The sequence below is a fragment of the Paenibacillus sp. IHB B 3084 genome (genome assembly GCF_001447315.1).
GTDB lineage: Bacteria > Bacillota > Bacilli > Paenibacillales > Paenibacillaceae > Paenibacillus.
This window is the reverse complement of the sequence record NZ_CP013203.1, coordinates 2,868,068-2,891,854: the sequence shown is the minus strand read 5'-3', so window position 1 is coordinate 2,891,854 and position 23,787 is coordinate 2,868,068. Positions and strand designations below refer to the sequence as shown.

The 23,787-nt window shown below is 43.3% G+C and carries 21 protein-coding genes, 1 tRNA gene and 2 pseudogenes; 13 read left to right on the top strand and 11 right to left on the bottom strand.

The features are described 5' to 3' along the window. Window positions 1-48 precede the first annotated feature (48 nt). Both ASL14_RS13580 and ASL14_RS13575 read right to left on the bottom strand, forming a co-directional pair. On the bottom strand, window positions 49-750 hold the full coding sequence (locus ASL14_RS13580; RefSeq protein WP_134911970.1) for an SDR family NAD(P)-dependent oxidoreductase: 702 nt from the start codon (window positions 748-750) through the stop codon (window positions 49-51). After that, on the bottom strand, window positions 747-947 hold the full coding sequence (locus tag ASL14_RS13575; RefSeq protein ID WP_134911969.1) for a MerR family transcriptional regulator: 201 nt from the start codon (window positions 945-947) through the stop codon (window positions 747-749). Before ASL14_RS13575 ends, ASL14_RS13580 begins: the two co-directional genes overlap by 4 nt. A 6-nt stretch (window positions 948-953) precedes the next feature. Between ASL14_RS13575 and ASL14_RS28095 the strand changes: the two genes are divergently transcribed. Together ASL14_RS28095 and ASL14_RS13565 are read left to right on the top strand one after the other, a co-directional pair. Beyond that, window positions 954-1,337, top strand: coding sequence for a hypothetical protein (locus ASL14_RS28095; RefSeq protein ID WP_223263982.1), 384 nt, complete (start codon window positions 954-956; stop codon window positions 1,335-1,337). A 185-nt stretch (window positions 1,338-1,522) separates the two neighbouring features. Beyond that, window positions 1,523-2,704 (top strand): serine hydrolase domain-containing protein, encoded by a 1,182-nt coding sequence (locus tag ASL14_RS13565; protein ID WP_134911968.1) that lies wholly within the window; start codon window positions 1,523-1,525, stop codon window positions 2,702-2,704. Here the strand turns inward: ASL14_RS13565 and ASL14_RS13560 are convergent. The 3 genes and pseudogenes from ASL14_RS13560 to ASL14_RS13550 form a co-directional block, all read right to left on the bottom strand. Then, window positions 2,690-3,133 (bottom strand): Lrp/AsnC family transcriptional regulator, encoded by a 444-nt coding sequence (locus ASL14_RS13560; RefSeq protein WP_134911967.1) that lies wholly within the window; start codon window positions 3,131-3,133, stop codon window positions 2,690-2,692. The two genes, ASL14_RS13565 and ASL14_RS13560, sit on opposite strands and share 15 nt — an antisense overlap. Before the next feature lie 254 nt (window positions 3,134-3,387). Further along, window positions 3,388-3,531, bottom strand: a pseudogene (locus ASL14_RS13555) (SDR family oxidoreductase); the annotation flags it as partial. Window positions 3,532-3,623: 92 nt separating this feature from the next. After that, complete coding sequence (locus ASL14_RS13550; protein WP_134911966.1) at window positions 3,624-4,565, bottom strand: helix-turn-helix domain-containing protein; 942 nt, start codon at window positions 4,563-4,565, stop codon at window positions 3,624-3,626. Between the two features lie 181 nt (window positions 4,566-4,746). Here ASL14_RS13550 and ASL14_RS13545 point away from each other — a divergent pair, with 181 nt between their 5' ends. From ASL14_RS13545 to ASL14_RS13535, 3 genes are all read left to right on the top strand, one after another. Next, window positions 4,747-6,942: a glycoside hydrolase family 52 protein gene (locus ASL14_RS13545; protein WP_134911965.1), complete on the top strand. Its 2,196-nt coding sequence runs from the start codon at window positions 4,747-4,749 to the stop codon at window positions 6,940-6,942. 33 nt (window positions 6,943-6,975) lie between these two features. Next, window positions 6,976-9,189, top strand: a complete 2,214-nt coding sequence (locus ASL14_RS13540) for an alpha-glucuronidase family glycosyl hydrolase (protein ID WP_134911964.1) — start codon at window positions 6,976-6,978, stop codon at window positions 9,187-9,189. Window positions 9,190-9,664: 475 nt separating this feature from the next. Next, on the top strand, window positions 9,665-10,588 hold the full coding sequence (locus tag ASL14_RS13535) for a S8 family peptidase (RefSeq protein ID WP_134911963.1): 924 nt from the start codon (window positions 9,665-9,667) through the stop codon (window positions 10,586-10,588). Window positions 10,589-10,922: 334 nt separating this feature from the next. On the opposite strand, the gene ASL14_RS13530 is transcribed toward ASL14_RS13535, so the two are convergent. Continuing rightward, window positions 10,923-11,234: a DDE-type integrase/transposase/recombinase gene (locus ASL14_RS13530; RefSeq protein WP_257721108.1), complete on the bottom strand. Its 312-nt coding sequence runs from the start codon at window positions 11,232-11,234 to the stop codon at window positions 10,923-10,925. A 42-nt stretch (window positions 11,235-11,276) separates the two neighbouring features. Further along, window positions 11,277-11,507: an IS3 family transposase gene (locus tag ASL14_RS13525; protein ID WP_223264349.1), complete on the bottom strand. Its 231-nt coding sequence runs from the start codon at window positions 11,505-11,507 to the stop codon at window positions 11,277-11,279. Between the two features lie 250 nt (window positions 11,508-11,757). Here ASL14_RS13525 and ASL14_RS27380 point away from each other — a divergent pair, with 250 nt between their 5' ends. The 5 genes from ASL14_RS27380 to ASL14_RS13505 all read left to right on the top strand — a co-directional run bounded on the left by ASL14_RS27380 (window position 11,758) and on the right by ASL14_RS13505 (window position 16,235). Then, window positions 11,758-11,928 (top strand): hypothetical protein, encoded by a 171-nt coding sequence (locus ASL14_RS27380; protein ID WP_155252347.1) that lies wholly within the window; start codon window positions 11,758-11,760, stop codon window positions 11,926-11,928. 70 nt (window positions 11,929-11,998) lie between these two features. Then, on the top strand, window positions 11,999-12,721 hold the full coding sequence (locus tag ASL14_RS13520; RefSeq protein ID WP_134911960.1) for a phospholipase A2 family protein: 723 nt from the start codon (window positions 11,999-12,001) through the stop codon (window positions 12,719-12,721). Window positions 12,722-14,378: 1,657 nt separating this feature from the next. Beyond that, window positions 14,379-14,885: a sigma-70 family RNA polymerase sigma factor gene (locus tag ASL14_RS13515; protein WP_134911959.1), complete on the top strand. Its 507-nt coding sequence runs from the start codon at window positions 14,379-14,381 to the stop codon at window positions 14,883-14,885. Beyond that, entirely contained in the window at window positions 14,872-15,948 is a 1,077-nt protein-coding gene (locus ASL14_RS13510; RefSeq protein ID WP_134911958.1) for an anti-sigma factor, read from the top strand. The genes ASL14_RS13515 and ASL14_RS13510 overlap by 14 nt, the downstream gene beginning before the upstream one ends. Beyond that, window positions 15,930-16,235, top strand: a complete 306-nt coding sequence (locus ASL14_RS13505; RefSeq protein ID WP_134911957.1) for a hypothetical protein — start codon at window positions 15,930-15,932, stop codon at window positions 16,233-16,235. The genes ASL14_RS13510 and ASL14_RS13505 overlap by 19 nt, the downstream gene beginning before the upstream one ends. Before the next feature lie 313 nt (window positions 16,236-16,548). On the opposite strand, the gene ASL14_RS13500 is transcribed toward ASL14_RS13505, so the two are convergent. The 3 genes from ASL14_RS13500 to ASL14_RS13490 all read right to left on the bottom strand — a co-directional run bounded on the left by ASL14_RS13500 (window position 16,549) and on the right by ASL14_RS13490 (window position 18,962). Further along, window positions 16,549-16,794 (bottom strand): helix-turn-helix domain-containing protein, encoded by a 246-nt coding sequence (locus ASL14_RS13500; protein WP_134911956.1) that lies wholly within the window; start codon window positions 16,792-16,794, stop codon window positions 16,549-16,551. A gap of 190 nt (window positions 16,795-16,984) precedes the next feature. Next, on the bottom strand, window positions 16,985-17,419 hold the full coding sequence (locus tag ASL14_RS13495) for a sigma-70 family RNA polymerase sigma factor (RefSeq protein WP_134911955.1): 435 nt from the start codon (window positions 17,417-17,419) through the stop codon (window positions 16,985-16,987). 1,315 nt (window positions 17,420-18,734) lie between these two features. Beyond that, on the bottom strand, window positions 18,735-18,962 hold the full coding sequence (locus tag ASL14_RS13490; protein WP_025719393.1) for a hypothetical protein: 228 nt from the start codon (window positions 18,960-18,962) through the stop codon (window positions 18,735-18,737). A 139-nt stretch (window positions 18,963-19,101) separates the two neighbouring features. Here ASL14_RS13490 and ASL14_RS13485 point away from each other — a divergent pair. Both ASL14_RS13485 and ASL14_RS29575 read left to right on the top strand, forming a co-directional pair. Continuing rightward, window positions 19,102-19,173 (top strand) — tRNA-Cys (locus tag ASL14_RS13485). Window positions 19,174-19,205: 32 nt separating this feature from the next. Continuing rightward, a complete protein-coding gene (locus ASL14_RS29575; protein WP_025683858.1) occupies window positions 19,206-19,439 on the top strand; it encodes a glutaredoxin family protein in 234 nt (77 codons plus the stop codon). Window positions 19,440-19,832: 393 nt separating this feature from the next. Here the strand turns inward: ASL14_RS29575 and ASL14_RS29310 are convergent. After that, a pseudogene (locus ASL14_RS29310) lies at window positions 19,833-19,958 on the bottom strand (hypothetical protein); the annotation flags it as partial. A 370-nt stretch (window positions 19,959-20,328) separates the two neighbouring features. On the opposite strand from ASL14_RS29310, the gene ASL14_RS13465 reads away from it, so the two are divergent. After that, window positions 20,329-23,754, top strand: a complete 3,426-nt coding sequence (locus ASL14_RS13465; protein WP_134911953.1) for a family 14 glycosylhydrolase — start codon at window positions 20,329-20,331, stop codon at window positions 23,752-23,754. Window positions 23,755-23,787: the final 33 nt, after the last annotated feature.

The window sequence follows — 23,787 nt, the reverse complement described above, 5'->3', positions numbered from 1 at the left end:
TAGACGCGGAAGTAGATCAGATGTTGTGCGTAAATCTTTTTATTCAAATCAGTATTCTGCTAGAGTGCCGTCGTAATTAATCACTTGTCCATTATGATTTTCATCATCCAAAACAAAGCTCACGATTAATTCCGCAGCCTGAACAGGTGTTTTTACAAAATCTCCCGTTATATGCCCATTCAAATCCGTCGAAACCGCCCCTGGCATCACCGCAAAAATCTCCACAGGTATACTCTCCTGCTCAAAACTCATTGCCCAAGACTTTGTCATAACATTCAAAGGTGCCTTGGCTGTTTGGTAGGCAAACGCATTGAAGAAAGGTTGTGGCTCAATAGGTATACTGATATTTTCAATAGTGCCCTTATTGGCGATCAATAGTGGTAGCAAGCCTTTTGAAAGTGCAAAAGGACCGATAAAGTCAACTTGATGGGTTACCTGTAGATCTTCAACCGTAAACTCCCATCCAGGTTTATGCATATCGCCTGGAATACCCGCATTGTTAACCAAGAGCGTCAACTCTGGGTAATTCTGCTTAATTGTTGTCACTGCATTATCAATACTCTCTAGGTCGGCAACGTCCAACAGCACCAACTTTGCATCACCAAATTTTCGGAGGGCAGTTACTGCCGTTTCTCCTCGCTTCTGATCACGTGCCCCAACTAAAACACGATACCCCACTTCTAACAACTGCTTCGCAATCTCAAATCCAATACCTTTATTCGCACCAGTTACTAACGCTGTCTTTGTCATCTTTCATTCTCCTTTTTTTCTACATACTGCTGATAACAGGCAATCTTTAGTTCGACGCCCCTTAAACTTTCTTTACGCATTGCCAGTTCTTCAAGAATTTCCTGACAATGTGCTGTCAACATAGCCAAACGCTTGGGGACCGTCTCATCACCTTGCATTATCCAATCCACATACTGCTTTATTTGACTAATGGACATATCAGTATGCTTCAAATGCTGAATGGTTGCCGACGTTTCAGCCAATTTCGCTGTGTAGCCACTGGCCTTCCATTGCGAGAAACGCAGCACGATTGGGATTCCGGTCCGCCGGCACGACGGCATTACATTCTACTTTCCATGTTAGCTGAAATTTTTTGCGATAAAGAGATTAACAGCTCTTTTTCTTGCTCCAAAAGCCCTTTCGACGTTATCCTTTCCATTTCTGTCCAAACGGCAGTGGACTTGGCTACAAGCTCGCGGCCAACTTCTGTTAGTTTTACAAACGTAACACAACTCATTCAGGAGCATCCCGATGCCAGACAATATGACTATGCAAAATGGCTTGGTGTGTCACAAGGGCGTGTATCTCAGCTTAAAAAGTTACTGTAAAACGCGGCATAGCTTCTTGTAAAACCCCTTTCATTTAAATTCAAGGCCATCCTTTTAAAATAATTTTATTTTAACGTGAATACTCACTGAATACCTTTGTTACCTTATGTAATGTCGTCTTCCCATCCTGTAAACTAAGTTTCATCAAGCGATAACCGCTGGATCATAGAGAGGATGAGATATTCATGAGTGTGGAAAATAGAGTTTTAGCGATACAAGATGGTCTGGACGGACGTGTGAATGCAGTCATAGATCAAACCCTTGCCGAGAAGCGCCTGGTTGGCGCAGTCGTCATGGTATATATCGATGGTTCACCCGTGTATGTGCGAGCGGCAGGGCTGGCTGATCGAGAAGAAAATCTTCCTATGCGCGAGGATGCTTTATTTCGGCTCTCTTCTATATCCAAGCCAATTGTATCTACTGCGGCTTTGGTTTTGGCAGCCCAAGGATTGATTAAACTCGATGAATCTATTGAACGCTGGTTGCCGGATTTCCGGCCCCGACTGATCAGCGGCGAGCAACCATCCATTACGGTACGGCAATTGCTCACACATACTGCCGGGTTGACCTATGGCTTTTTAGAGGAAGAAGGCGGCGGCCCCTATCAACGTGCAGGCGTATCAGATGGCATGGATTTTTCAAATCTTACCCTTGAAGAGAACTTGCAACGTTTGGCTTCTGTGCCTCTGTTGTATACACCGGGTAAAGCATGGGGCTATTCCATTGCCACCGATGTACTCGGCGCTATCATTAGCCGCGTATGCGGCACAACCCTTGAGCAGGCTGTTAAAAAGCTCGTTACAGACCCCCTCGGTATGCAAGACACTAGCTTCACGGTTGCTGATCCCGAACGACTTGCCGCCGCTTATGTCAACGATACTCTGGAACCCCGCCGGATGCGTGAGCTTGAGGTTGCGCAGGTTTATGAAGGCACAGCGGGACTTCGTTTTCAGCCTGCACGCGCCTTTGATCCGACGGCTTTCCACTCAGGAGGCTCTGGTATGATTGGCAGCGCAAAAGACTTCATGCGGCTGCTGGAAACACTGCGAAACGGTGGCAATCCATTACTTTCTGAGGAATGGGTACGTGAAATGGGCACCATCCAGACCGGGAATCTCCCCTTGGCAGGCTGGCCGGGACGGGGCTTCGGACTGGGATTCACCGTACTCCAAAATCCCGACGAAGGCGAAACAGCAGAATCCCCTGGAACGTGGCGTCTCGGAGGAGCTTACGGTCATTCATGGTTCGTTGATCCCGCGCAAAGACTCAGCGTCGTTGCCTTTACCAATACAGCGTTCGAAGGCATGTCAGGTCCGTTTACAACCGAGCTTTGCCAAGCCATTTACGGCAGCTCAAATAGGGTCTAATAAAGCGGGAGTTACATGTTTATGCTCTACAGGCGAGGACAGGACGATTAACGTGGTAGAGTGACCGTGCTTTCCGCACTCATCCCCGAATTGCTCCAGCTTAAGCATGGATTCGGCCATAACCTTAAGTAGATAATTTTGCTCGCCGCTAATTCGATGGCACTCAATGACTTCAGGCGCAGATTGACAGAACTCAACAAATGAGTTGCATTGATTCGTGTGCACGAGCACATGAGCCATGATCGGCTTTCCGACTTTCTCATGTGAAACCATGGCCCGATATCCAGTGATAATGCCTTTATCCTCCATGCGCCTTACTCTTTCCGTGACAGCGGGCTGGGAAAGCCCAACCTCCTTGCCCAGCTCGGTCATGGAGATGCGTGCCTGGTTTTGTAGACATAACAAAATTTTATGATCCACTTGGTCCATAGGTAATCTACTCCTTAAATACAAGGTTATATTGCATATATACTTTATTTTTTATCATCTATTCAGACAATGACTTTGAATTATATCCAACAATCGAATATTACCATGTAAAACTATGACGGTAAAGAGAACTGCTTTAGAGAAGGACTTGATACCCTATAGCCAAAGAAAACCGGCTAACACGATGCATACGTGTTAGACCGGTTTTTGTTTAGAAAATAGGTTTCCTACCAGTTGATTGCGTGTGGCTTGGATTAGATCAGCGTGTAGCCGCCTTCCGGGAACAGCACGCTTCCGGTGGTGAACTTGTTCGTCATCAGATACAACACGGTATGCGCGATTTCCTCGTTATAACCCACCCGATGGAGCAAGGTTACTTCCTTATATTCCTCAAAAGCCTTGCGCCCGCTGTTCGCCCTCGGGGCCGTCATATTATTCTCAGTTCCTTTAAAGGGATTATATCGTAACTATTTCATGATCACACATATTTTTATTCGGATGGGCTTTCCTGCACAGTGCTTTTACGGTAGGATGTCGGCGACTGACCGGACCAGCGCTTGAACTGCCTGCTAAAATGCGCAATGTTTCCATAGCCGAGCATATCGGTAATTTGCTGCACCGTCCATTGCGGATCAGCCAATAGCAACTTAGCCTCGTGCAGGACAAGACCAGACAGATACACACGGGGAGATACACCAAAAACACTACGAAATACACGATTACAATGGGAAACGCTAATCCCTAATTCCGATGAAATGCCTTCAATCCCATCATGCTTTTCTACAGAGTCGATTTGTCCAAAATGCTGATTCACCCTGCCTTGAAGTCGGCTGGCAATCTGATGGGCAAGCTCAGCCTGCACGTATCCGCGCCCCGGCAGATGCGCCGCTTCGCTGGATACCGCCTCCCATAACGTAGCGAACAGCTCAAACACCGCAGATTGAATCCGCATACGCTTGGCCACCGAATCCCCTGCTTGTTCTGCATTGGGTGTGGAAAGTTCGAGCAACTTATCCAGCGCGGGTCCTATCTGCCTCGCCACCGCACCTTCGGCTGGAAACAATACCTGCTCCAGTCGGCTCAGTAACGAGAGGAACAGCTTGTCATCAATGTCGAAATGCATGCAAAAATACGTAAAGCCCTCCCCGCTGCTGTGGCTGGAGTGAACAATTCCCGGTCGCAGCAGCACCAGATCACCTTGCCGTTGTGTATAGCTGCGGCCATCCACCACCATCACCTGCTCTCCTGCAAGCACGATATTAATTTCATATTGAGGATGCGTATGTGGCGGGTAGCTCCATTCCCTTCCGACTCTTCGCGTATGGATGGCAAACAGATTGACCGTCGTTCGTACATCGGGAAAAAAGTACTCCTCACCAGTAGCCGTAAGGTCTGTAGGCTCTGGGCGGTTCGGTAAACGTGGTGACGACATGCTTCCCCTCCTGACGTTGATGGTTTTACTCCAGTATATCGTTTTTAGCGCGATTTGGATAAATGATGGAGCGATTTGACAATGGTTCCCTGAACCTTAGCATGCTAGGCTCTATATGAGGATGCTGCAAAATACTTTTGTATCTGAAAGTCACTCTTTATATTGAAAGGGGTTTCATTATATGACGAAAAATATATTTTATAACACGCAACACTCACCTGTCGGTGCCTTTTCCAGCTTTACACTCGGGTTCAAGGGTAATCGGGGTGGACTCGGCTTGGAGCTAGGCAAGCCCGCGGATGAAAATGTATATATCGGGCTTCAATCCAGAGACGGCGAGGTCTATGAGGCGCTCCCCTTTTTTGCAGCCGCACAGGACGAAAGCGCCCGATACGATGTGGAGAAAAAGGATAAACGAACGGAGCCACAGCTTGTTCCCTTTGCCGATCAAGCCATTACCCGTGAGCTAAAAGCTGGCACAGATACATGGAGCGCCGGAGATTTGACGTTCCGGCTGTATTCTCCTGTCCGTCCGGTTCCAGAACCGGGGAAAGCGGATGTGGATGAGCTGCGGGCTGCGCTGGTTCCGGCGGTATTCGCCGAGCTTACGATTGATAACACGCAGGGAACGGCTGCGCGGAAAGCCTTTTTCGGCTATCAGGGCAGTGATCCGTACAGCGGCATGCGCATTGTTGGCGAAGACCCGCGCGGGGAAGCTACGGGGTTGAATGTCGGGACGTTGGGAAAAATCACGGGCGTCGGACAAGGGCGCAGCACGGCCATTGTGACTAACAGCAGTGAAGCGGTACCTGCCTGCGGATTTACGCTGGAGAAGCTGCTTGGGGAGTCGATTGCCGAGAACTTATCCTTCGGCCTGGGTGGAACGGCTGCGCTCCTGATGGACGTTCCCGCAGGCGAGAAGCGCACGTATGCCTTTGCCGTCTGTTTTTACCGGGGCGGCATCGTCACTACAGGTATCGACACAGCGTATTATTACACCCGGCTGTTCACGGATATTGAAGACGTGGCGGGCTATGCCTTGGAGCATTTTACAGCCCTGAAGGCATCCTGTATCCAGGCGAATCACTGGATCGAGTCGGCAGGCTTGAGCAAGGATCAGGAATTTATGCTCGCACAGGCGATCCACAGCTACTATGGCAGTACCCAATTGCTCAGTCAGCAAGCGGATGAAGAGCCCATCTGGATCGTCAATGAAGGCGAATATCGGATGATGAATACGCTGGATTTAACGGCAGATCAGCTTTACTTTGAGTTGATTTTGAACCCGTGGACGGTACGCAACGAACTGGAGTGGTTTGTAAAACGGTACAGCTACCGCGATGAGGTACGATTCCCGACAGAGGAACAGACCTATCCAGGCGGCATCACGTTTACGCATGATATGGGCGTAGCTAATGTATTTTCCCGTCCGGGGTACTCCGCGTATGAGCTGGCAGGGATTGACGATTGCTTCTCCTACATGAGCCACGAGGAGCTGGTAAACTGGCTATGCTGCGCCACGGTATATATCGAACAGACACAGGATCGGGCGTTTACGACACGTATGCTGCCCGTTTTGCGTGAATGCTTCGCCAGCATGTTACAACGGGATCACCCTGATCCGTCGCGCCGAAACGGCTTAATGGGCTTGGACAGCACCAGAACGCAGGGCGGCGCGGAAATTACGACCTACGATAGTCTGGACGTTTCTTTGGGGCAGTCCCGCAACAACATCTATTTGGGCAGCAAATGCTGGGCGGTATATATTGCGCTGGAGAAGCTTTTTGCCTCGGAAGGACTCGATACCCTTTCACGGGAAGCTGGCTCACAGGCAGACAAATGCGCAGCAGCGATCACGGCGCAGATGACAGATAAGGGATATATCCCGGCGGTCATTCAAGAGGGGAATGATTCACAGATTATCCCCGCTATTGAGGGGCTGATCTTCCCTTACTTCACAGGATGCGAGGATGCCCTTCAACTCAATGGGCGGTTTGGCGGATATATACAGGCCCTTCGACGCCAGTTGGACACGGTGCTGGCACCGGGAGTTTGCCTGTTCGAAGATGGAGGCTGGAAGCTGTCCTCGACCAGTAACAACTCTTGGCTGAGTAAAATCTACCTGTCCCAGTTCATTGCCCGCGAGCTGCTGGAGTTCCCTTGGGATGAAGCAGGGCAAGCTGCGGATGCTGCCCATGTCTCTTGGCTCCTTCACCCTGAGGAATCCTATTGGTGCTGGAGCGACCAAATGCTCTCAGGCGTTGCCCACGCCAGCAAATATTACCCACGCGGAGTCACCGCTATTTTATGGCTGTGTGAAGGCAAGAGCAATCGCCTGACCTTACCGCAGCATATGGAGCAGGAGCAGCATGCCTGAGACGGACCTTCATCTGCACAAGGAGGATCGAATATGAGCAATCATATGGATGTGCAAAAAGAGAACGGCTATGACGCTTGGCTCCATTATCCCCGCAGCAGTCATGCAGAGAATCGGCCCGCATGGTGCAATGTTATCGTGGTCACCGGGGAGGATGAAGTGCTCCAAACCGCTGCAAATGAGCTACAACGCGGATTGACCTCCATGTTCGGACAGCAGCCGAAGATCAGCGTCGTTCCTGTGGATGCGCCGTTTATTACACTCGTTACATTTAGAGACCATCCACTGGTGGCAGAACGATTTAGTGCAGAGGAACAGGCTGATGTGAACGCAGAAGGCTACCGAATTCGTGGAACTGAGATGATAAACCCGGCACAATCAGCTTCGTATGATGCTATAAAAGGGCCGTACGTCACGGTCGCCGGTCAGACCAGCAAAGGCGTATTATATGGGGTTTTTCATCTGCTGCGCTGGCTACAAGAAAGACTGGATGGCGAACTTCTGCTACAAGCCACCAGCAAATCATCCGAATCATCGGATGGTCCGTTTCTGGATGTATTGTCCAATCCGGTTAATCCCATCCGCATGATCAATCACTGGGATAACATGGATGGCAGCGTTGAACGGGGATATGCGGGGGCATCCATTTTTTACGAAAATAATGCCTTAACTAAAAATATGGACCGCCTTAGGGACTATGCCCGTCTGCTCGCATCTGTCGGCATTCAGTCGTTATCCATTAACAATGTGAATGTCCATCAAGTAGAAACCGAGCTGATTACGGACAAATTTTTATCGGACGTAGCCAGGCTAGCTGCAATATTTCGAGCCTATGGCATCCAAATCTACTTGAGCATTAACTATGCCAGCCCTATGCAGCTCGGCGGACTAACCACAGCCGATCCTCTAGACCCCGGTGTAGCGGAATGGTGGCGGGCCAAAGCCCGGGAGGTTTACGCCGCCGTTCCCGATCTGGGTGGCTTCGTGGTCAAAGCCGATTCCGAGAATCGGCCCGGTCCATTCAGCTGCGGACGCCATCACGCCGATGGAGCCAACATGCTGGCAGATGCGTTGCAGCCTTATGGTGGACGGATTATTTGGCGCTGCTTTGTCTACGACTGCAAGCAGGATTGGCGTGACCGCAAGACGGATCGGGCTCGCGCGGCCTTTGACCATTTTAAACCGCTGGATGGGCTGTTCCGCGATAATGTCATTTTACAGATCAAAAACGGTCCCATGGATTTTCAGGTGCGGGAGCCTGTCTCCCCCCTGTTCGGGGCGCTGCAAGCCACTCAGGTACTGCTGGAATTTCAGATTACCCAAGAATACACAGGACAGCAACGGCATTTATGCTACCTTGTTCCGCAGTGGAAGGAGGTTCTGGATTTTGACACTTATGCTCAGGGAAAAGGCTCCACCATCAAGCGAATCGTGAGCGGCTCTTTGGGTAGAAATGGCAGTCCTGCTTCCCCTTCCTCCACCAAGTACACCAACTATGGGATCGCTGCTGTATCCAATATTGGGGCAGACACCAACTGGACCGGGCATTTGCTCGCCCAGTCCAATCTGTACGGCTACGGACGGTTGGCATGGGACCCGGAGCTGTCCGCAGACGAAATCGCAGATGAGTGGGTTCGGCTGACGTTTGGCGGACATAGGAATCGTTCCCATACGGGCAATAGCAAACATCTAGTTCCTGTCATTAAAAAAATGCTGCTCGATTCGTGGAATATCTACGAGTCCTACACCGCCCCTCTCGGGGTCGGCTGGATGGTCAGTCCCGGTCACCACTATGGGCCGGATGTGGATGGCTACGAATATTCGATGTGGGGCACCTACCATTTTGCCGATTGCCGTGGCATCGGAGTAGATCGCACTATCGCGACTGGAACAGGCTATGCCGGGCAATATTTCTCTCCCCAAGCGGATATCTATGAATCTACCGAAACCTGCCCGGATGAGCTGCTATTGTTCTTTCATCACGTCCCTTATACGCACATGCTCCACTCTGGTCAAACTGTCATTCAGCACATTTATGATACACATTTTGAGGGTGCGGAACATGCGGCCAACCTTAGAGACACATGGGTTAGTTTGAGGGATCATCTGGATGAGGCAATCTATGCACAGGTGCTGGAGCGGCTGGAGCATCAGGCTGAGCATGCTAAGGAATGGCGGGATCGGATCAATACGTATTTTTACCGTAAAAGCGGCATTGCTGACCAGAAGAATCGCCCTATTTATTAAGCAAGTTGTCTCGTCTTCAATGGAAATTAAAATTTTAAGGAACAATGTTAACTTAAAGATACTGATAACATCCCTACTCTTGGCAGCATCCGATTTAAAAATGTCAGATAAAAAGTGATTAGCTGTTGGAAATAGACCGTGTTTTACCTGAACTGAATCTCATATATGGACGACTGGTTTTGACCAAGACTCTTCAGGCTTCAAAAAGATGACTTCTGAATTAATCAGGAGTCATCTTTTTTAGTATCCATTGAGCATTATCCTAGCAGTTGCCCTTACGGGACATCGACTATTTGACTTCGAGTTTTATCAATGAGCACGTGTACTCTGGGGGTGAGTGTAATGCATGCCTCAATGTCAGAGCATCTGTTACACGTTCCTTGAATGACCGACTTTTAATTTTAAAACTTTAGTTGTATTTTTTAATATCACTGACACTTTCTTAATCAACAAAAGAGAATGGATGTGAGATAGAGTGAAAATACAATCGATAGGATTACCAAACTATAACATTAAAACAGCTACAAACAAAGAAAACAAGGGTTTAGAAATAATTCATGCTGAACAGTTTTGGAAGCGAAATATTTTTGGATCTAATGTTGTCATTGCTGTGTTGGATACCGGAATAGATATGAAGCATGAAGATCTACAAAACAACATCATTGGTGGAAGAAATTTCACTTCAAACTATGACAATGATCCGCATAACTATCAGGATGGCAATGGACATGGGACTCATGTTGCAGGAATTATTGCAGCTAACAATAAAAAAGTTAACATTGGAGTTGCCCCACGAGCCAGCATTCTCATTTTAAAAACGTTAACCAATGACGGAGATGGAGATATTAATAATTTAATTGAGGCTATTTACTACGCAATATTATGGAGAGGGCCCAACGGAGAAAGAGTTAACATTATGACAATGTCTTTGGGTACCAAAAAAGACAATCCTCTTCTGCATGATGCTATCCGCTATGCAGTGGGACACGGCTTGTCTATAGTCGCTGCTTCCGGAAATGATGGAAATGGGGAGAGTGATCGGGAATATAGATATCCCGGTGCTTACAATGAAGTGATAGAAGTTGGGTCTATCGGAGCAACAAAATTAATTTCAAAATTTTCCAACCAGAACGAACAACTTGACATTGTCGCTCCGGGTGAAGACATATATTCCACATTCCTTAATAATAAATATGCTTCTTTTAGTGGTACATCTATGGCAGTCCCTTTCGTTGCTGGTGCATTAGCATTGATCATCGAAGAAGGCAGGATCCTATTCAAAAGGGATCTTACTGAACCAGAAATTTATGCTCAATTAATTAAAAGCAGTTCGCTGCTCTTTGGAAATCCAGCTATAGAAGGAAACGGAATGCTGAATTTGTTAAAGAGCTTTGGATAAGTTGATCTAAAATTAAAAACTTATCGCCTGCTAAGAAAAAACGACTCATGACCTGATTAGTGTGAAATATAGCTATAATTACATTCATACAAGAGAATCAGTTCATGAGTTGCTCTCATCACCGCAAAACTTCTGTAGAATGGTCTTATGAAAGTATGTTTCTCACAACTACTATAAGTCTGTAATTACACGATTTTTTAAAAGTCTCTAGGCATGTTTTAAGTTCAAGTTATACACTCCGGACGTAAGACGTTAGAACACTTCCACGTTTGATTTACTATTGAATTAGTAGCTTCCAAGAAAAAGCGTCATTACTTGTTAGGAACTCCCTCCCTCAAGCAGTAGAACTCCAAGTAAAACTTATATATTCCTCTCTCGTTTTGAAATGCTCCAAATACACGAGTTCCTTTTTTAAAATGCTGTGAAACGATTCAATGCAGACATTGTCATAACAATTCCTTTTTCGGCTCATGCTGACTTTCATGCCGTATTCCACAAGCTTTTTCTGGTGTTTCTGAGCTGCATACTGACTGCCGCGATCCGAATGATGCAGAACTTCACTGGCAGAACGGTGAGTCTGGTAAGCACGCTCCAATGCTGAAAGGACCGGTTCCTTTTTCATTCTGAATCCCATTTGGAAGCCCACAATCTGTCAGATATACAGATCCATGACGCTGGGCAGGTAAAGTCATCCTTCATCGGTGGGAATATAGGTGATATCCGTCATCCATACTTCCCCCGGCGTTTGAGCAGAAAACTGCTGGTACAGGTGTTTTTCATGGACAAGCATCTGATGTTTGGAATTCGTTGTCGCTTTGTATTTCTTCACGATCCTGGATTTCATACCCAGCTGCTTCATGATCTTGGCTACAGTCTTTTCAGACACGTCAATTCCCAGTTTAATGAGATAATGGTAGATTTCTCGGAGTCCACTTTTTAGTCTAGCATCAATATGGGCGCTTCATGTATGCAGCTTTAATAAAGGGAGTAGGAAACCGATAAATTACAATATTTTGAAACCACTTCGCATCGCTAAAGTGATTGGGAATTATCCATTTCAAAAAAACGAACTCCATTCGTCTTAAATTAATAAATATTGGGTTGTTATATCTAGTACATAACTCACTTTTATAGTTGTAACAAATTAAATAGAAAGGAGAAATTAAATTATGAATGAAAAGCAAACTACTCAGACAAATGCTTCCAAGCAAGTGCAGATTCAAGCAGAAATCGGCTGTTACCAACTGCCTAAGTGCTGTGGTTCCGGGCCTGACTGCCCAGCAACATTTCGCGTGTTTAACAACAAGCAGGTCTTTTATTCATGTGGCTGTTCACCTTAATGATTAGCTTTTGATAAGATTTGTGTGTTATCCGCCTTTATATTTCAAATTTAGAGGAGTGTATACAGTTATGATGAATATAATTAATGGTCGACCTATGACAAAAATCGAAACAACCGATTTTTTATCAGAGCTTACAAAAAGCCCTGATTATAAGAAAATTTCAAAGTTAATTGATACAGAGTATTCGAAATTTTCTCTTGAAAACCTAAAAATCAAAGCTACTTTTGTGAGTGACTTATATACAACAAACAAAAAATTAAATGTAGGGAAAATGATTTATTTCATTAGTGAAGATAAGAAATTAGTATTTCATGCTTTTGGTTATAATGAAGTTGACAGTATAGAAGTTACTTACTCCCTTGGTGTAGATATTTTAGAGGGAAACGAATTGAAACAGTTAGATGTGAAAAAAGGGAGAACTCACGTCACTAATTCACCTTATGATGGAGTTGATCTAGACGTAGATGTGGAAACTCCACCTTTTCATGACGAGACATACACCCCCGGAGAAACTAACAGTAAAATTACTACTGCTTGGGATCCTACGGAGTTTTGTGCTCCTGGTGGTTATCAGCATTGTGGTAAAAACTGTGGATACAATATGGCTAGAGGTGGGGGCGCCCCCATTAACGAATTAGATGAATGTTGCGTAGCACATGATCGTTGCTGGGCAAATTTCGGTGAAGGTAACTGCGAATGCGATGGGATTCTCGAGAACTGCGCTCGCAGATATAGAACTCAATATTATATTATAGCTAATGCCATTATCATTTATTTCGAAGGATGCTAATAGATAATACTTAAAAATGTATAAATATCTTCACTTCTAAAAATAGTACTATCCCTTTCAAGTAGACACTCAATAAAACCTTATGTCACATGAGGAAAGAGTAAACTTGAAGGGGATATTTCCATATAGAAAGGGTGATTTCTTTTTCAGAAGGAGCAGAACAAGAAACTGTTCTATAGGCTTATAAACTACTATTTGAAAACGATAATATTAAGACGACTTACGATAAATATGTTTGTATTGACTAGGAACATGTAGCCTTAAGCAGAGTGAATTCTTTTAGCGGAATAAAAGCAGGTACCTTTCCCTACTATTTATTTTGAGCCTCACGCTGATCTTTGTAATTTTTTAAAAAGATTTCCATACTGCTAGTACTCGTCTACCCACAGATACAGCTTGTCGCAAGACTCCCAGTCCCCTCGCTACTTGGACCCCCCCTTTCCTTCACCTTGAATAATTATCAGTCGGAGGCCTTAAAAACTAATTTTTACTCATTGGAACACACCTCAACTAAGTTTGATTGTGTTCTCCCATTCCCCGTGTCTAAATTCTAGTCAAATTCCGGTACTTCGCGCTTTTCATTGCTTATGATAAATGGACAGCAGGGCATTTGGCCACAGTGGAATTTAGCCTCTAATAAAAATTACCTTCATCACCGAATACTCCAAATTACAAATTAATATATGACGGATTGTAATTATGAAATGCGGCACCTACTGGAATAAATGGCCCATGGCCTGACGCTCTAGCGCAAGCTGTATGCTGGTGTGTTGACGAGTGTCTCCTTAGAAGCTAGGGCACAGAGGCAAACAGAAACAACCGACAGAGAAACGTGGGAAGTTTGCGGTAGGAAGTCAATTCAGGAGCGCGTCAAAGAAGTATGCTCTTGGGAACCTTTCGTACTGGGAACTGGATACGGTAATACCCAGTCGTGGGAAAAGTAAAAACTGCTGCTTAACTACCTTCATCAAACTGAAGATGCGCCTGTAAACCGCGATAAAAGTGCCGGATCTCATAGGCCTTGTCCATGGAGATTACTTTGGCGTAGTCGCTTTCTAGTACTCTTCCGGAACGTTTCAAAACGTTACAGCTACTTACCCCTCGGGGAAATGGAGTTTGCCTGTTACGCGAGCCTCGAAGCGATCCACCACCTCAAGTCTATTTCAGACCCTTACTCTTCATGGCAACAAGTATCTACCGAGAACGCAAACGGTTTGTTTCAATAAGTTTTCGCTAAAGGCAGTGACTTTACTCAAATTACAGATGAAGAACTGGAGCATGCTCTTCCTCATCAACCACCGCCCAGACAATGTCTGGACTGGAAAATCACTCACGAACGATTTACAGAGGAACTGTTGCACTTGGATTGACAATCCGTCATTTAATCATTGTTATCTTTCTTCAGTCTTACCGTTTAAGGAATTCAAATTGAGCTATTTCGATTGTGCTATGATGAAGGAGTTAATGAATCGAGATTCATCTGCACGAATGTATTTTGGTAACTATATTTCACATGATCAGACCATAAGCTGAATATTTATTTCTTTAGGACCGTCACAATAATCGGTATGTAATAAATTTAAACTTCATCATTAAATTATTATTTACTGCAACTTTTTCCTGTCTTCATTCGTGGTTGTAGTGAAAGGAGGAAAGAATGAACCTAGAAACTCTTTACTCCAGCTACTTTAACGACTTGTATAGATACCTGCTTTCCCTCTCCTGTAATCATTTCGTTGCAGAGGAACTAGTCCAAGAAACTTTCTTTAGAGCCTTTTTACATCTTGAAGATAATGAAATTGGAAACATTAAGGCTTGGTTGTTTAAAGTTGGATACCATGCATTTATTGATTTCACACGACGAAAAAACAAAAAAAATTCGCTTATTGAAGAAATTAAGGGACTAGAATTATTGGATAACAATACTCCGGAAAATCAGTTCATAGAGCGTGATCAATTAAGCCAGTTAATACAATCAATTCATACTCTACCCGAAAAAGAATCCCAAGCCATCCTTTTATGTGATTTACATCAACTCAAAATGCACGAAGCAGCTGAAGTGCTGGGGTTAAATCTTAATACTTTAAAAAGTCATATTTATCGCGGGAGGAAAAAGTTAAAAACGATTCTTGAAAAGAGGGGCATACTACATGAAGAAGGATAACGATAACGAACAATTTCTCGATAAAAAAAGTACTAATAGTAATTTAACACCTGAAAAAGATCAAGAGGTGACTAATGATGAATACGATAAGTTGTTTAAAAAAGCTAATTTAGATCTCGGGACCACTTTACACTTTGAAGAAAAAGCTTCAAAAGGCATTATAAAATTAGCAAAATACCAAGCAAAGATAAGTACAATCCTCATTGTTCTAACCATTTTACTTTTAATTGTACCTGTTCTAACACTTTGTTCCTATTTATATTACGGAACAGGGAACCGAGCTAACGACTTACTAGACACCACCAAGAATTTAATCTACGTAACTAAACCTAACACAATGTTAGAAGAAGGGTTCGATACTAGAATTGGTTTTTTTTCTATGGACGCAAATTTTAACACTTTAAAACGTGTTGGGAAGCAAAGTCTTAATTCTGAGGCATTCAAAGTGCATTACACAATGAAACAATTTTCTGCTGTGGAACGGCAATCTAAAACAAGTATACCTGTATCTGAGTCAAATAAAAATCATTTCATTTTCCCGAGTAACAACCTGAATTTTGATAAAAATAAGGAGTGGGAGGTTTTAAACGGTTTGTCTTCTGGGTCTGTCGCCGAATTGTACATTTCTTTCGATGATTTGTATTCTCCCCAAGAAGTGGAACACGAGCTCCCCAAAAGTATTGATACTCTGTGGCTTGCAGTAAACTCAGGAGTGGAAAACTCACAAAATAGTGAACAAATAATTCCTTTGGGGTACCCTACGCATTCTGATACCAATTTATTTTCTCCATTTTTCGGAGCTAAGGTTGCTAAACAAGGAATTCAACCTATATTTCTTAAAATTGTCGAACAGTTGGCTCAGCGACAAAAGCTAATATCAACTTTTCCAAACTACCAGAATACATCTTTCTCTAAACGTTTGGATTATATAAAGAAAAATGGAATACTCACCTATGGAGTCGTCGTTACAGGGCCATCTGAAGAACTAAAAAAACTTAAAAGTAATAAAATAGTGCGCACAATAAAAGTTGGGGAGGTAGAGTTATGGAATTGGCATTCATAAAAAATAAAAAGGGAACCCTTTTACACCCCATAACAGGAATGATATCTTTCTTGTGCGGTATTTTTTCATTAGTTGAATTAAATATTAACTATTTATTTCTCTCTTCTTTTTTTCTTCCTCAAGCACTATATAGCATACCAGTACTAGGAATTTTTTCGGGAATTGTAGCACTATTTACAAGGCGATCTAAAATGTATGCATGGTGGGGGATTGGACTGAATATTTTTGTACTCCTCTTCTCTTTCGTGATACTAATACTCGCTTGGTCAATTAATCCTAAACCATGATAAAAACGGCGGTAAATGATTCATATTTTATAGATGGTTTTAAGTCGCCACTTTCCAGAATAATTAGGTTATATTTAACATAAATTAAAAAACTATTTGGGTTTTATCTATCAGTTATCCAACAGATTTGGTTTATTATAAAATCATAATGCGAATGAATTGATATATACATCATGCTATTTACTAACTTAATTCGCATTCAAACAAAACTAAATAACCAGTCGCCGATAGATTTCAGGCGACTGGTCGCTTAAATTGCAATATGTTTTGATATCCCACTCTCATAAGACAGTCCCGGCTTACAGCACCAGACTTAATTACCTGTCTCTTCATTTTTTTTATTTACAAATTCCCAAAAACCAGGCACTGATTTCAAATCATATCTATAGATTGCCTCGATTAATTTTAAGCTTACTTCTTGTCTTAAGTCATTACGATCTTGAGGTTTTGTTTGTATAAGAGATTTTTGAATTTTGGGATTGAATTTATCAATAATAGTTGCTATTGCTCGTGCGTCTCTTTGTTGTGCTTTCTTAATTAGATCGATAAAAGAGTTCACTGCTTATCTCCCTTTCATATAACGAATTGCTTGCTCTATTTTTCCGAGAGGATTGATGTCATTGATCATAACAGATTGGACTGACACTGTTCTTTTATATGATTGCAGTATTCTACTTTGAGCGAGCTTCCCCTATTTCGCGAATATATTTAGGAAATTTTTTGATTGCAGTACTATATATTAATCCATTTTACGCCAAAAAATCTCTAAGTTTTTTTAATGCCCTAGTTCTTGTTTTTGAAACGGCCTGCTGTGATACGTTATTATTTTTAGCAATTTCAGTATCCGAACAATTCATAACATATGAAGCGCTCAAAATACTTTTTTCCTTTTCCGTTAATAAATTTATCGCTTTATGTAGCTTTGAACTCGTTACCACATCTTCTATCTTAGCTGTTCGCTTATCCTTCAAAAATTCATATTGTGTACATACATCCTTAAAAAGATTGTGTGAATCCTCTTCAGGTAATAACACGTTTTTTTTTCGGATTCTTCTTTGTTTCTTGTCAAAATCTATCGAAGCATAATGGATCAAGGATGATATATAGGTTGTAAATCGAAGTTCTAAAAAGAATTGTTTGAATTTTTCATCTAGTTCCTTATTATTAGCATCAGATGGAAACATAATACTTTCCTTGAATAAAGCATAGTGCTCTGGGTTATTCAAAAACTCATTTATAATTTTTTTTTTGAAAGAATGCTAACAAGTTCAGTAAAATTTAGTATATAAGAGTTCATAATTTCCCTCCTAAAAAAACAGTATGTTTAATCAAAGTGATACAACTTGGCGAAATCACAACCATAAATGTTTAAAAGGGTGTTTTTTAAAAAAAATTGTAAAAAAACTTGTCAAAGGCTTTAATATCGAGAAATTTTGAGAGAGTTTGAATTCTAATCGTTCCATAATAATCAACGTAAAAACTGTATAATATTGGAATTCTTTATTTAAAACCTTATATAACTAACCGCTAAAAATAGTAATCTTACAAACTTGCCTGAATTAAAGAATTATTGCTACGAAAACATTTACATCGCGAAGCGAATTACCGGAGTATTACGACTCTGTATAAACCATTTCACTATGGGGGATGCTCAATGAAGAGCGGGAGAATATTTTTCTATATACTTTATCTTAATGCCGATTATTACCTTGATTGTTTATATTTATCAGCAAGAGGCTTGAGTTGAAAACACCCTAATAAAATAAAAAAATCGTTACAAAACACCAACGATTGATTTTCGAAATTAATGTTGTAGTTGAGGAAGACAGACTGGAAGTGGTCTCATAAAAAATCTTTTGGCACCCTCTATTTAATAAAATGGTGTAAAAGGTTTGATTTTCTCTACATAGCTGGTGATATTACAATTTAGGATTGAATTGGTCTATATAAAAATCCATGATAAGAATACAGATAAAATAGAAATTTAAAAGCATTGTATTTTGGAAATTCCATATTAAAAGCACCTGTAAGGCTACCCCAGTCACTTACGGGCAAGTTTTCAATGGACCATGGAGTTATTTGCTTACAAAGTCGTGAGTAAAGGGCTATCGAAAACTGACCGTGTTTCTTTGAACATTTATCACTTGGGATTAACTTGAAAAACAAAACATTTGGTTCAGATTTTGAATAAAACGTTTATGGACATTAGCTCTTTGAGAAATGAAAAAAGCCGCTTCCGAAGAGGAAGCGGAGTTTCGCTATATTATTTAAGCTGAACTTACAAGTACTACTACTCAGTTAGATCGTGCCCCTTTTCCCCTTCCTAATACCGCTTAATTAAATCCTATAATCAGGGCAGAAGGCTCGGTGGTAATGCTTTAAAAGCTGCCGTCTCGCTTCTATAACACTATTGGCCCCATCTGTTTAATCTATACTTTAAGAGTTTAACTCATATAATTTTAATTCACATGTTTGTTTACTTGACAAAGGAAAGGAGCACTAATCCGTACAATGTTCAGGATTAAAGTTACAACCACAAATTGTGACACCTACTTTATCGTAGCAAGCGGATTCAATTTTTTTAAGATGATAAGCATATTTCTCACATATCTCCTGGTAAAATAAAATATCACTAGTATTTTCAGTTTCTTCTATTTTCTTACTTAATTTCAATAATTCAATTTTAAAATTATGATGTCTTGATCTCCAAGCGTGCAATTCTTCCAACAGGATCGCCTCCAAAATATTTTATATTTAATAAAGTGAGGCAGTGGACTGATAGAACAACCTAAAAAAATAGAAACTATTTTTGGGTTGTACTTTTTAAAACTACTATCACTTTACTTTTCAAACACCAATTAAGTTTGGGGGTATAGCCAAGAGGCTAAGGCAAAGGTCTGCAAAACCTTCATCCCCGGTTCAAGTCCGGGTACCCCCTTGCTAATTTAATTTGATGGGAGAGAAAGGTAAATGCTAAATGAGGTACTTATCTACACAAAGTCAAATTGTATATTTTGCCAAAAAATTAAGGAGTGGATGGGGGAAAACAAGATCAATTTTACTGATATTGATATTACCAATATAAATGATCTCAAGTTACTTCGTGAAATTAAAGGCGTACCCTACACAATCATAAAGAGATCTGGCAAAGAAACAGTTATCTGCGGATTCAATCCAAACAAGCTTAGGGAGACGCTTCTATAATTTCAAAATCTCTTCTGAAGGGAAGATATCTATGAGTGTAGAGGCAATGATTTCATTAATTACAAATGTTGGATTCCCCGTTTCCCTATGTTTTATTCTTCTTTGGTACATTTTGAAGACTCTAGGAGAAAAATTAGATAAGTTAGACAACTCAATGAATCAGCTTAATACTACAATTAAAAGGATTAGCCTATTAAGAAACTCTAAAAATGAATCTGATTCAAAAAAAAATTCACTTGTGTGATAACAGCATCCTAATGGAAGATCATATAGACACCTTCCAAGTAAGCTATTTCTGTAAGAATAGCTGTAAATTATATTCAATTTCACATGATATATACTTCTCGTTAGTGAGCACAATCCTTTGGACAGGTTCGTGTAAAACGTGGAAACTTCACTCGTAATGCCGCTTTTACGGTAGAAATACGTATTGATCCGATCCCTCCATTCTTTGGCATGTTCAGCCTGATGCTCCAGCACCTATTCATAGATCCTTTCATTTAGCTGCTCACGCAGACTGAACTAGATGTCTTTGAGGCCGACCAGAAGAATCGCCCTATTTATTAAGCAAGCAACTATTAAGCAAGTGCCTCGGCAATACTTTCATACAGGCTGGAACAAAGCTTCTATACGTCTAGGTTCTCTTTCCCCTACGCTGGCATTGGCTATCCGCACATTACTAAAAGGCATTCGTCTTACTCAGACCTATGCCTTATTTTTTTGCCTGAACTCATTTTAAGGACACGGTCGCTAACTCAAAATGTCATATTTCTCCCCTTCGAGAGTGCAATAAATTCTTCTTTTTGGGCAACCGATTGCTTTATAATTATTTTGTAAACGTTTACAGAATGTTGTCGAAATAGACTATGCTTTGGGGAGGATGATCGCTTTGACCTTGTATCGAAGTATATGGAAAAAAGGGTGCCTGATTCTATTAAGCCTTGTGCTGTCTTTGACCGCCTTCATTGGCTCCCCCTCCAATACGGCAAGCGCTGCAGTCGCTGACGATTTTCAAGCTTCCGTCATGGGGCCGCTGGCGAAAATCAGTGACTGGGGCGCATTCAAAAAGCAACTGCAAACGCTGAAAAGCAACGGCGTGTATGCCATCACCACCGATGTCTGGTGGGGCTATGTGGAAAGCGCAGGAGATAACCAGTTCGATTGGAGCTATTACAAGACCTATGCAGACGCTGTGAAAGAGGTAGGTCTGAAATGGGTTCCTATTATCTCTACGCATAAGTGCGGCGGAAATGTGGGTGATGACTGTAACATCCCGCTGCCAAGCTGGCTGTCGAGCAAGGGCAGTGCAGATGAAATGCAATTCAAGGATGAAGGCGGCTATGTGAATAACGAAGCCCTTTCCCCATTATGGAGCGGAACTGGCAAACAATATGACGAGCTGTATGCGTCATTTGCTGAAACCTTTGCTGGCTACAAAAGCATCATTCCCAAAATCTATTTAAGCGGTGGGCCGTCTGGAGAATTGCGATATCCTTCATACTATCCGGCAGCGGGATGGAGCTATCCTGCACGGGGCAAATTCCAAGCCTACACCGAAACAGCCAAAAATGCGTTCCGCACTGCCATGAATGAAAAGTATGGATCATTGGACAAGATTAATGCGGCTTGGGGTACCAAGCTAAGCAGCCTTAGCCAAATTAATCCTCCGACCGACGGGGACGGATTTTACACGAACGATGGGTATAATTCCACGTACGGGAAGGATTTCCTGTCGTGGTACCAAAGCGTGCTTGAAAACCATCTGGGTGTCATCGGAGCTGCTGCCCACAAAAACTTCGATTCTGTGTTCGGTGTCCGCATCGGAGCGAAGATTTCCGGCCTGCACTGGCAGATGAACAATCCTGCAATGCCTCACAGCACAGAGCATGCAGGTGGATATTATGATTACAACCGTCTTATTCAGAAGTTCAAGGATGCTGATCTGGATCTAACCTTTACTGCGCTGGAGATGAACGACAGTGGCACAGCACCGAATTATTCCTTGCCATCCACACTGGTAGATACCGTCTCCTCCATTGCGAATAGCAAGGGTGTTCGCCTGAATGGTGAAAACGCACTCCCAACGGGAGGCAGTGGCTTCCAGAAAATCGAAGAAAAAATCACGAAGTTCGGCTACCACGGCTTTACACTATTGCGCCTTAATAATCTCGTTAACAGTGATGGCTCACCCACCGGAGATATGGATGGATTCAAAAAGGTTATCGTAAGCAAGGCCAAGCCCGGCGATAACGGAGGCGGTACAGGCAACAAAGTAACCGTATACTACAAAAAGGGCTTCAACTCGCCTTACATTCACTACCGCCCGGCTGGCGGAAACTGGACTGCTGCACCTGGCGTGAAAATGCAGGATGCCGAGATTAGCGGCTATGCCAAAATCACCGTCGATATCGGTTCTGCCTCCCAACTAGAGGCTGCCTTTAATGATGGCAACAACAACTGGGACAGCAATAATACCAAAAACTACTTATTCAGTATAGGCATTTCTACCTACACGCCAGGCAACAGCGGCAATACGGGAACCATCACCTCAGGTGCTCCATCGGGTACTAACCCCGGAGATGGCGGCGGTACAACCAATAAAGTAACCGTATACTACAAAAAAGGCTTCAACTTACCTTACATTCACTACCGCCCGGCTGGCGGAAATTGGACTTCCGTACCTGGTGTGAAAATGCAGGATGCCGAGATTAGCGGCTATGCTAAAATTACCGTCGATATCGGCTCTGCCTCCCAATTGGAAGCCGCTTTTAACGACGGCAATAACAGCTGGGACAGCAACAACACCAAAAATTACTTCTTCAGTACAGGAACTTCTACCTACACGCCCGGCTCTAACGGAGCCGCGGGAACTATCCAAACGGGGTCGCCTTCGGGCGGCTCTACTCCCACTGATCCGGGTAATCCCTCCAATCCAACTCCCCTTAGCACAGACTGGAGCAAACAGAGCATTTACTTTATCATGACAGACCGATTCAGCAACGGGGATACATCCAACGATAATTACGGTGGCTTCAACTCCAACAACAGCGACCAGCGCAAGTGGCATGGCGGCGATTTTCAAGGCATTATCAACCAGCTCGACTACATTCAAAATATGGGCTTTACCGCCATCTGGATTACTCCGGTAACGATGCAAAAGAGCGAATTCGCTTACCACGGCTATCATACGTATGATTTTTATGCGGTAGATGGACATCTTGGCACGATGGACAAGTTCAAGGAGTTGGTCCGTAAAGCACACGACAAAAATATGGCTGTTATGCTGGACGTAGTCCCCAATCACACGGGCGATTTTCAACCAGGAAACGGCTTCGCCAAGGCTCCTTTTGATAAAGCAGACTGGTATCATCACAATGGCGACATCACAGGGGCAGACTACAGCTCCAATAACCAATCAAAAATCGAAAACGGTGACGTGGCCGGATTGGATGATCTGAATCAGGACAACCCTGCAACCGCAAGCGAACTTAAAAACTGGATCAAGTGGCTGTTGAACGAGACGGGCATCGACGGACTGAGAGTAGACACCGCCAAACATGTACCGAAAGGCTTTTTAAAGGATTTTGACCAAGCAGCCAACACTTTCACCATCGGTGAAATTTACAGCAGCGATCCCGCTTATGTGGGCGATTACACCCGATATCTTGATGCTGCACTGGATTTTCCAATGTATTATACGATCAAGGATGTGTTTGGACGCGATCAATCCATGACCAAAATCAAGGAACGCTATACGGATGACCGTCACTATCGCGATGCCCAAACCAACGGCGTATTTATCGACAATCATGATGTGAAACGTTTCCTTAACGAGGCCTCCGGCAAGCCTGGTGCCAGCTCTGAAAAATGGCCACAGCTCAAAGCAGCCTTAGGCTTTACTTTGACGTCGCGCGGGATTCCAATCATCTATCAAGGCACCGAGCAAGGCTTTAGTGGCGGAGATGATCCCGCCAACCGGGAAAATGTCGTGTTCAACGCCAACCATGAGCTGTACCAGTACATTGCCAAGCTGAACCGTGTGCGCAACAGCCACCCCGCTCTGCAAAACGGCAGCCAAAAGGAAAAATGGGCGGACGACTCCTTTTACAGCTTCCAGCGCTCTAAAAACGGTGACGAGGCCATTGTACTTATCAACAACTCGTGGAACAGCCAAACCCGTACGATTGGCAACTTTGACAACCTGTCCAACGGCACCCGTCTGACCAACCAGTTAAGCAACGACTCCATTCAGATCAACAACGGTTCGATCACCGTGACTCTCGGTCCAAAGGAAGTTAAAGTTTTCACCAAATGAGTTACATCGATTATTCAATTGTGCTAAAATAAA

Excerpts from the sequence above, each read along its gene's own strand:
- ASL14_RS13560 (WP_134911967.1), bottom strand. The coding sequence starts at position 3,133 with ATGGACCAAGTGGATCATAAAATTTTGTTATGTCTACAAAACCAGGCA.
- ASL14_RS28095 (WP_223263982.1), top strand. The coding sequence starts at position 954 with ATGCTTCAAATGCTGAATGGTTGCCGACGTTTCAGCCAATTTCGCTGT.
- ASL14_RS13515 (WP_134911959.1), top strand. The coding sequence starts at position 14,379 with ATGAACCTAGAAACTCTTTACTCCAGCTACTTTAACGACTTGTATAGA.
- ASL14_RS13540 (WP_134911964.1), top strand. The coding sequence starts at position 6,976 with ATGAGCAATCATATGGATGTGCAAAAAGAGAACGGCTATGACGCTTGG.
- ASL14_RS27380 (WP_155252347.1), top strand. The coding sequence starts at position 11,758 with ATGAATGAAAAGCAAACTACTCAGACAAATGCTTCCAAGCAAGTGCAG.
- ASL14_RS13510 (WP_134911958.1), top strand. The coding sequence starts at position 14,872 with ATGAAGAAGGATAACGATAACGAACAATTTCTCGATAAAAAAAGTACT.
- ASL14_RS13495 (WP_134911955.1), bottom strand. The coding sequence starts at position 17,419 with ATGTTTCCATCTGATGCTAATAATAAGGAACTAGATGAAAAATTCAAA.
- ASL14_RS13505 (WP_134911957.1), top strand. The coding sequence starts at position 15,930 with ATGGAATTGGCATTCATAAAAAATAAAAAGGGAACCCTTTTACACCCC.
- ASL14_RS13545 (WP_134911965.1), top strand. The coding sequence starts at position 4,747 with ATGACGAAAAATATATTTTATAACACGCAACACTCACCTGTCGGTGCC.
- ASL14_RS29575 (WP_025683858.1), top strand. The coding sequence starts at position 19,206 with ATGCTAAATGAGGTACTTATCTACACAAAGTCAAATTGTATATTTTGC.
- ASL14_RS13580 (WP_134911970.1), bottom strand. The coding sequence starts at position 750 with ATGACAAAGACAGCGTTAGTAACTGGTGCGAATAAAGGTATTGGATTT.
- ASL14_RS13565 (WP_134911968.1), top strand. The coding sequence starts at position 1,523 with ATGAGTGTGGAAAATAGAGTTTTAGCGATACAAGATGGTCTGGACGGA.
- ASL14_RS13550 (WP_134911966.1), bottom strand. The coding sequence starts at position 4,565 with ATGTCGTCACCACGTTTACCGAACCGCCCAGAGCCTACAGACCTTACG.
- ASL14_RS13575 (WP_134911969.1), bottom strand. The coding sequence starts at position 947 with ATGTCCATTAGTCAAATAAAGCAGTATGTGGATTGGATAATGCAAGGT.
- ASL14_RS13520 (WP_134911960.1), top strand. The coding sequence starts at position 11,999 with ATGATGAATATAATTAATGGTCGACCTATGACAAAAATCGAAACAACC.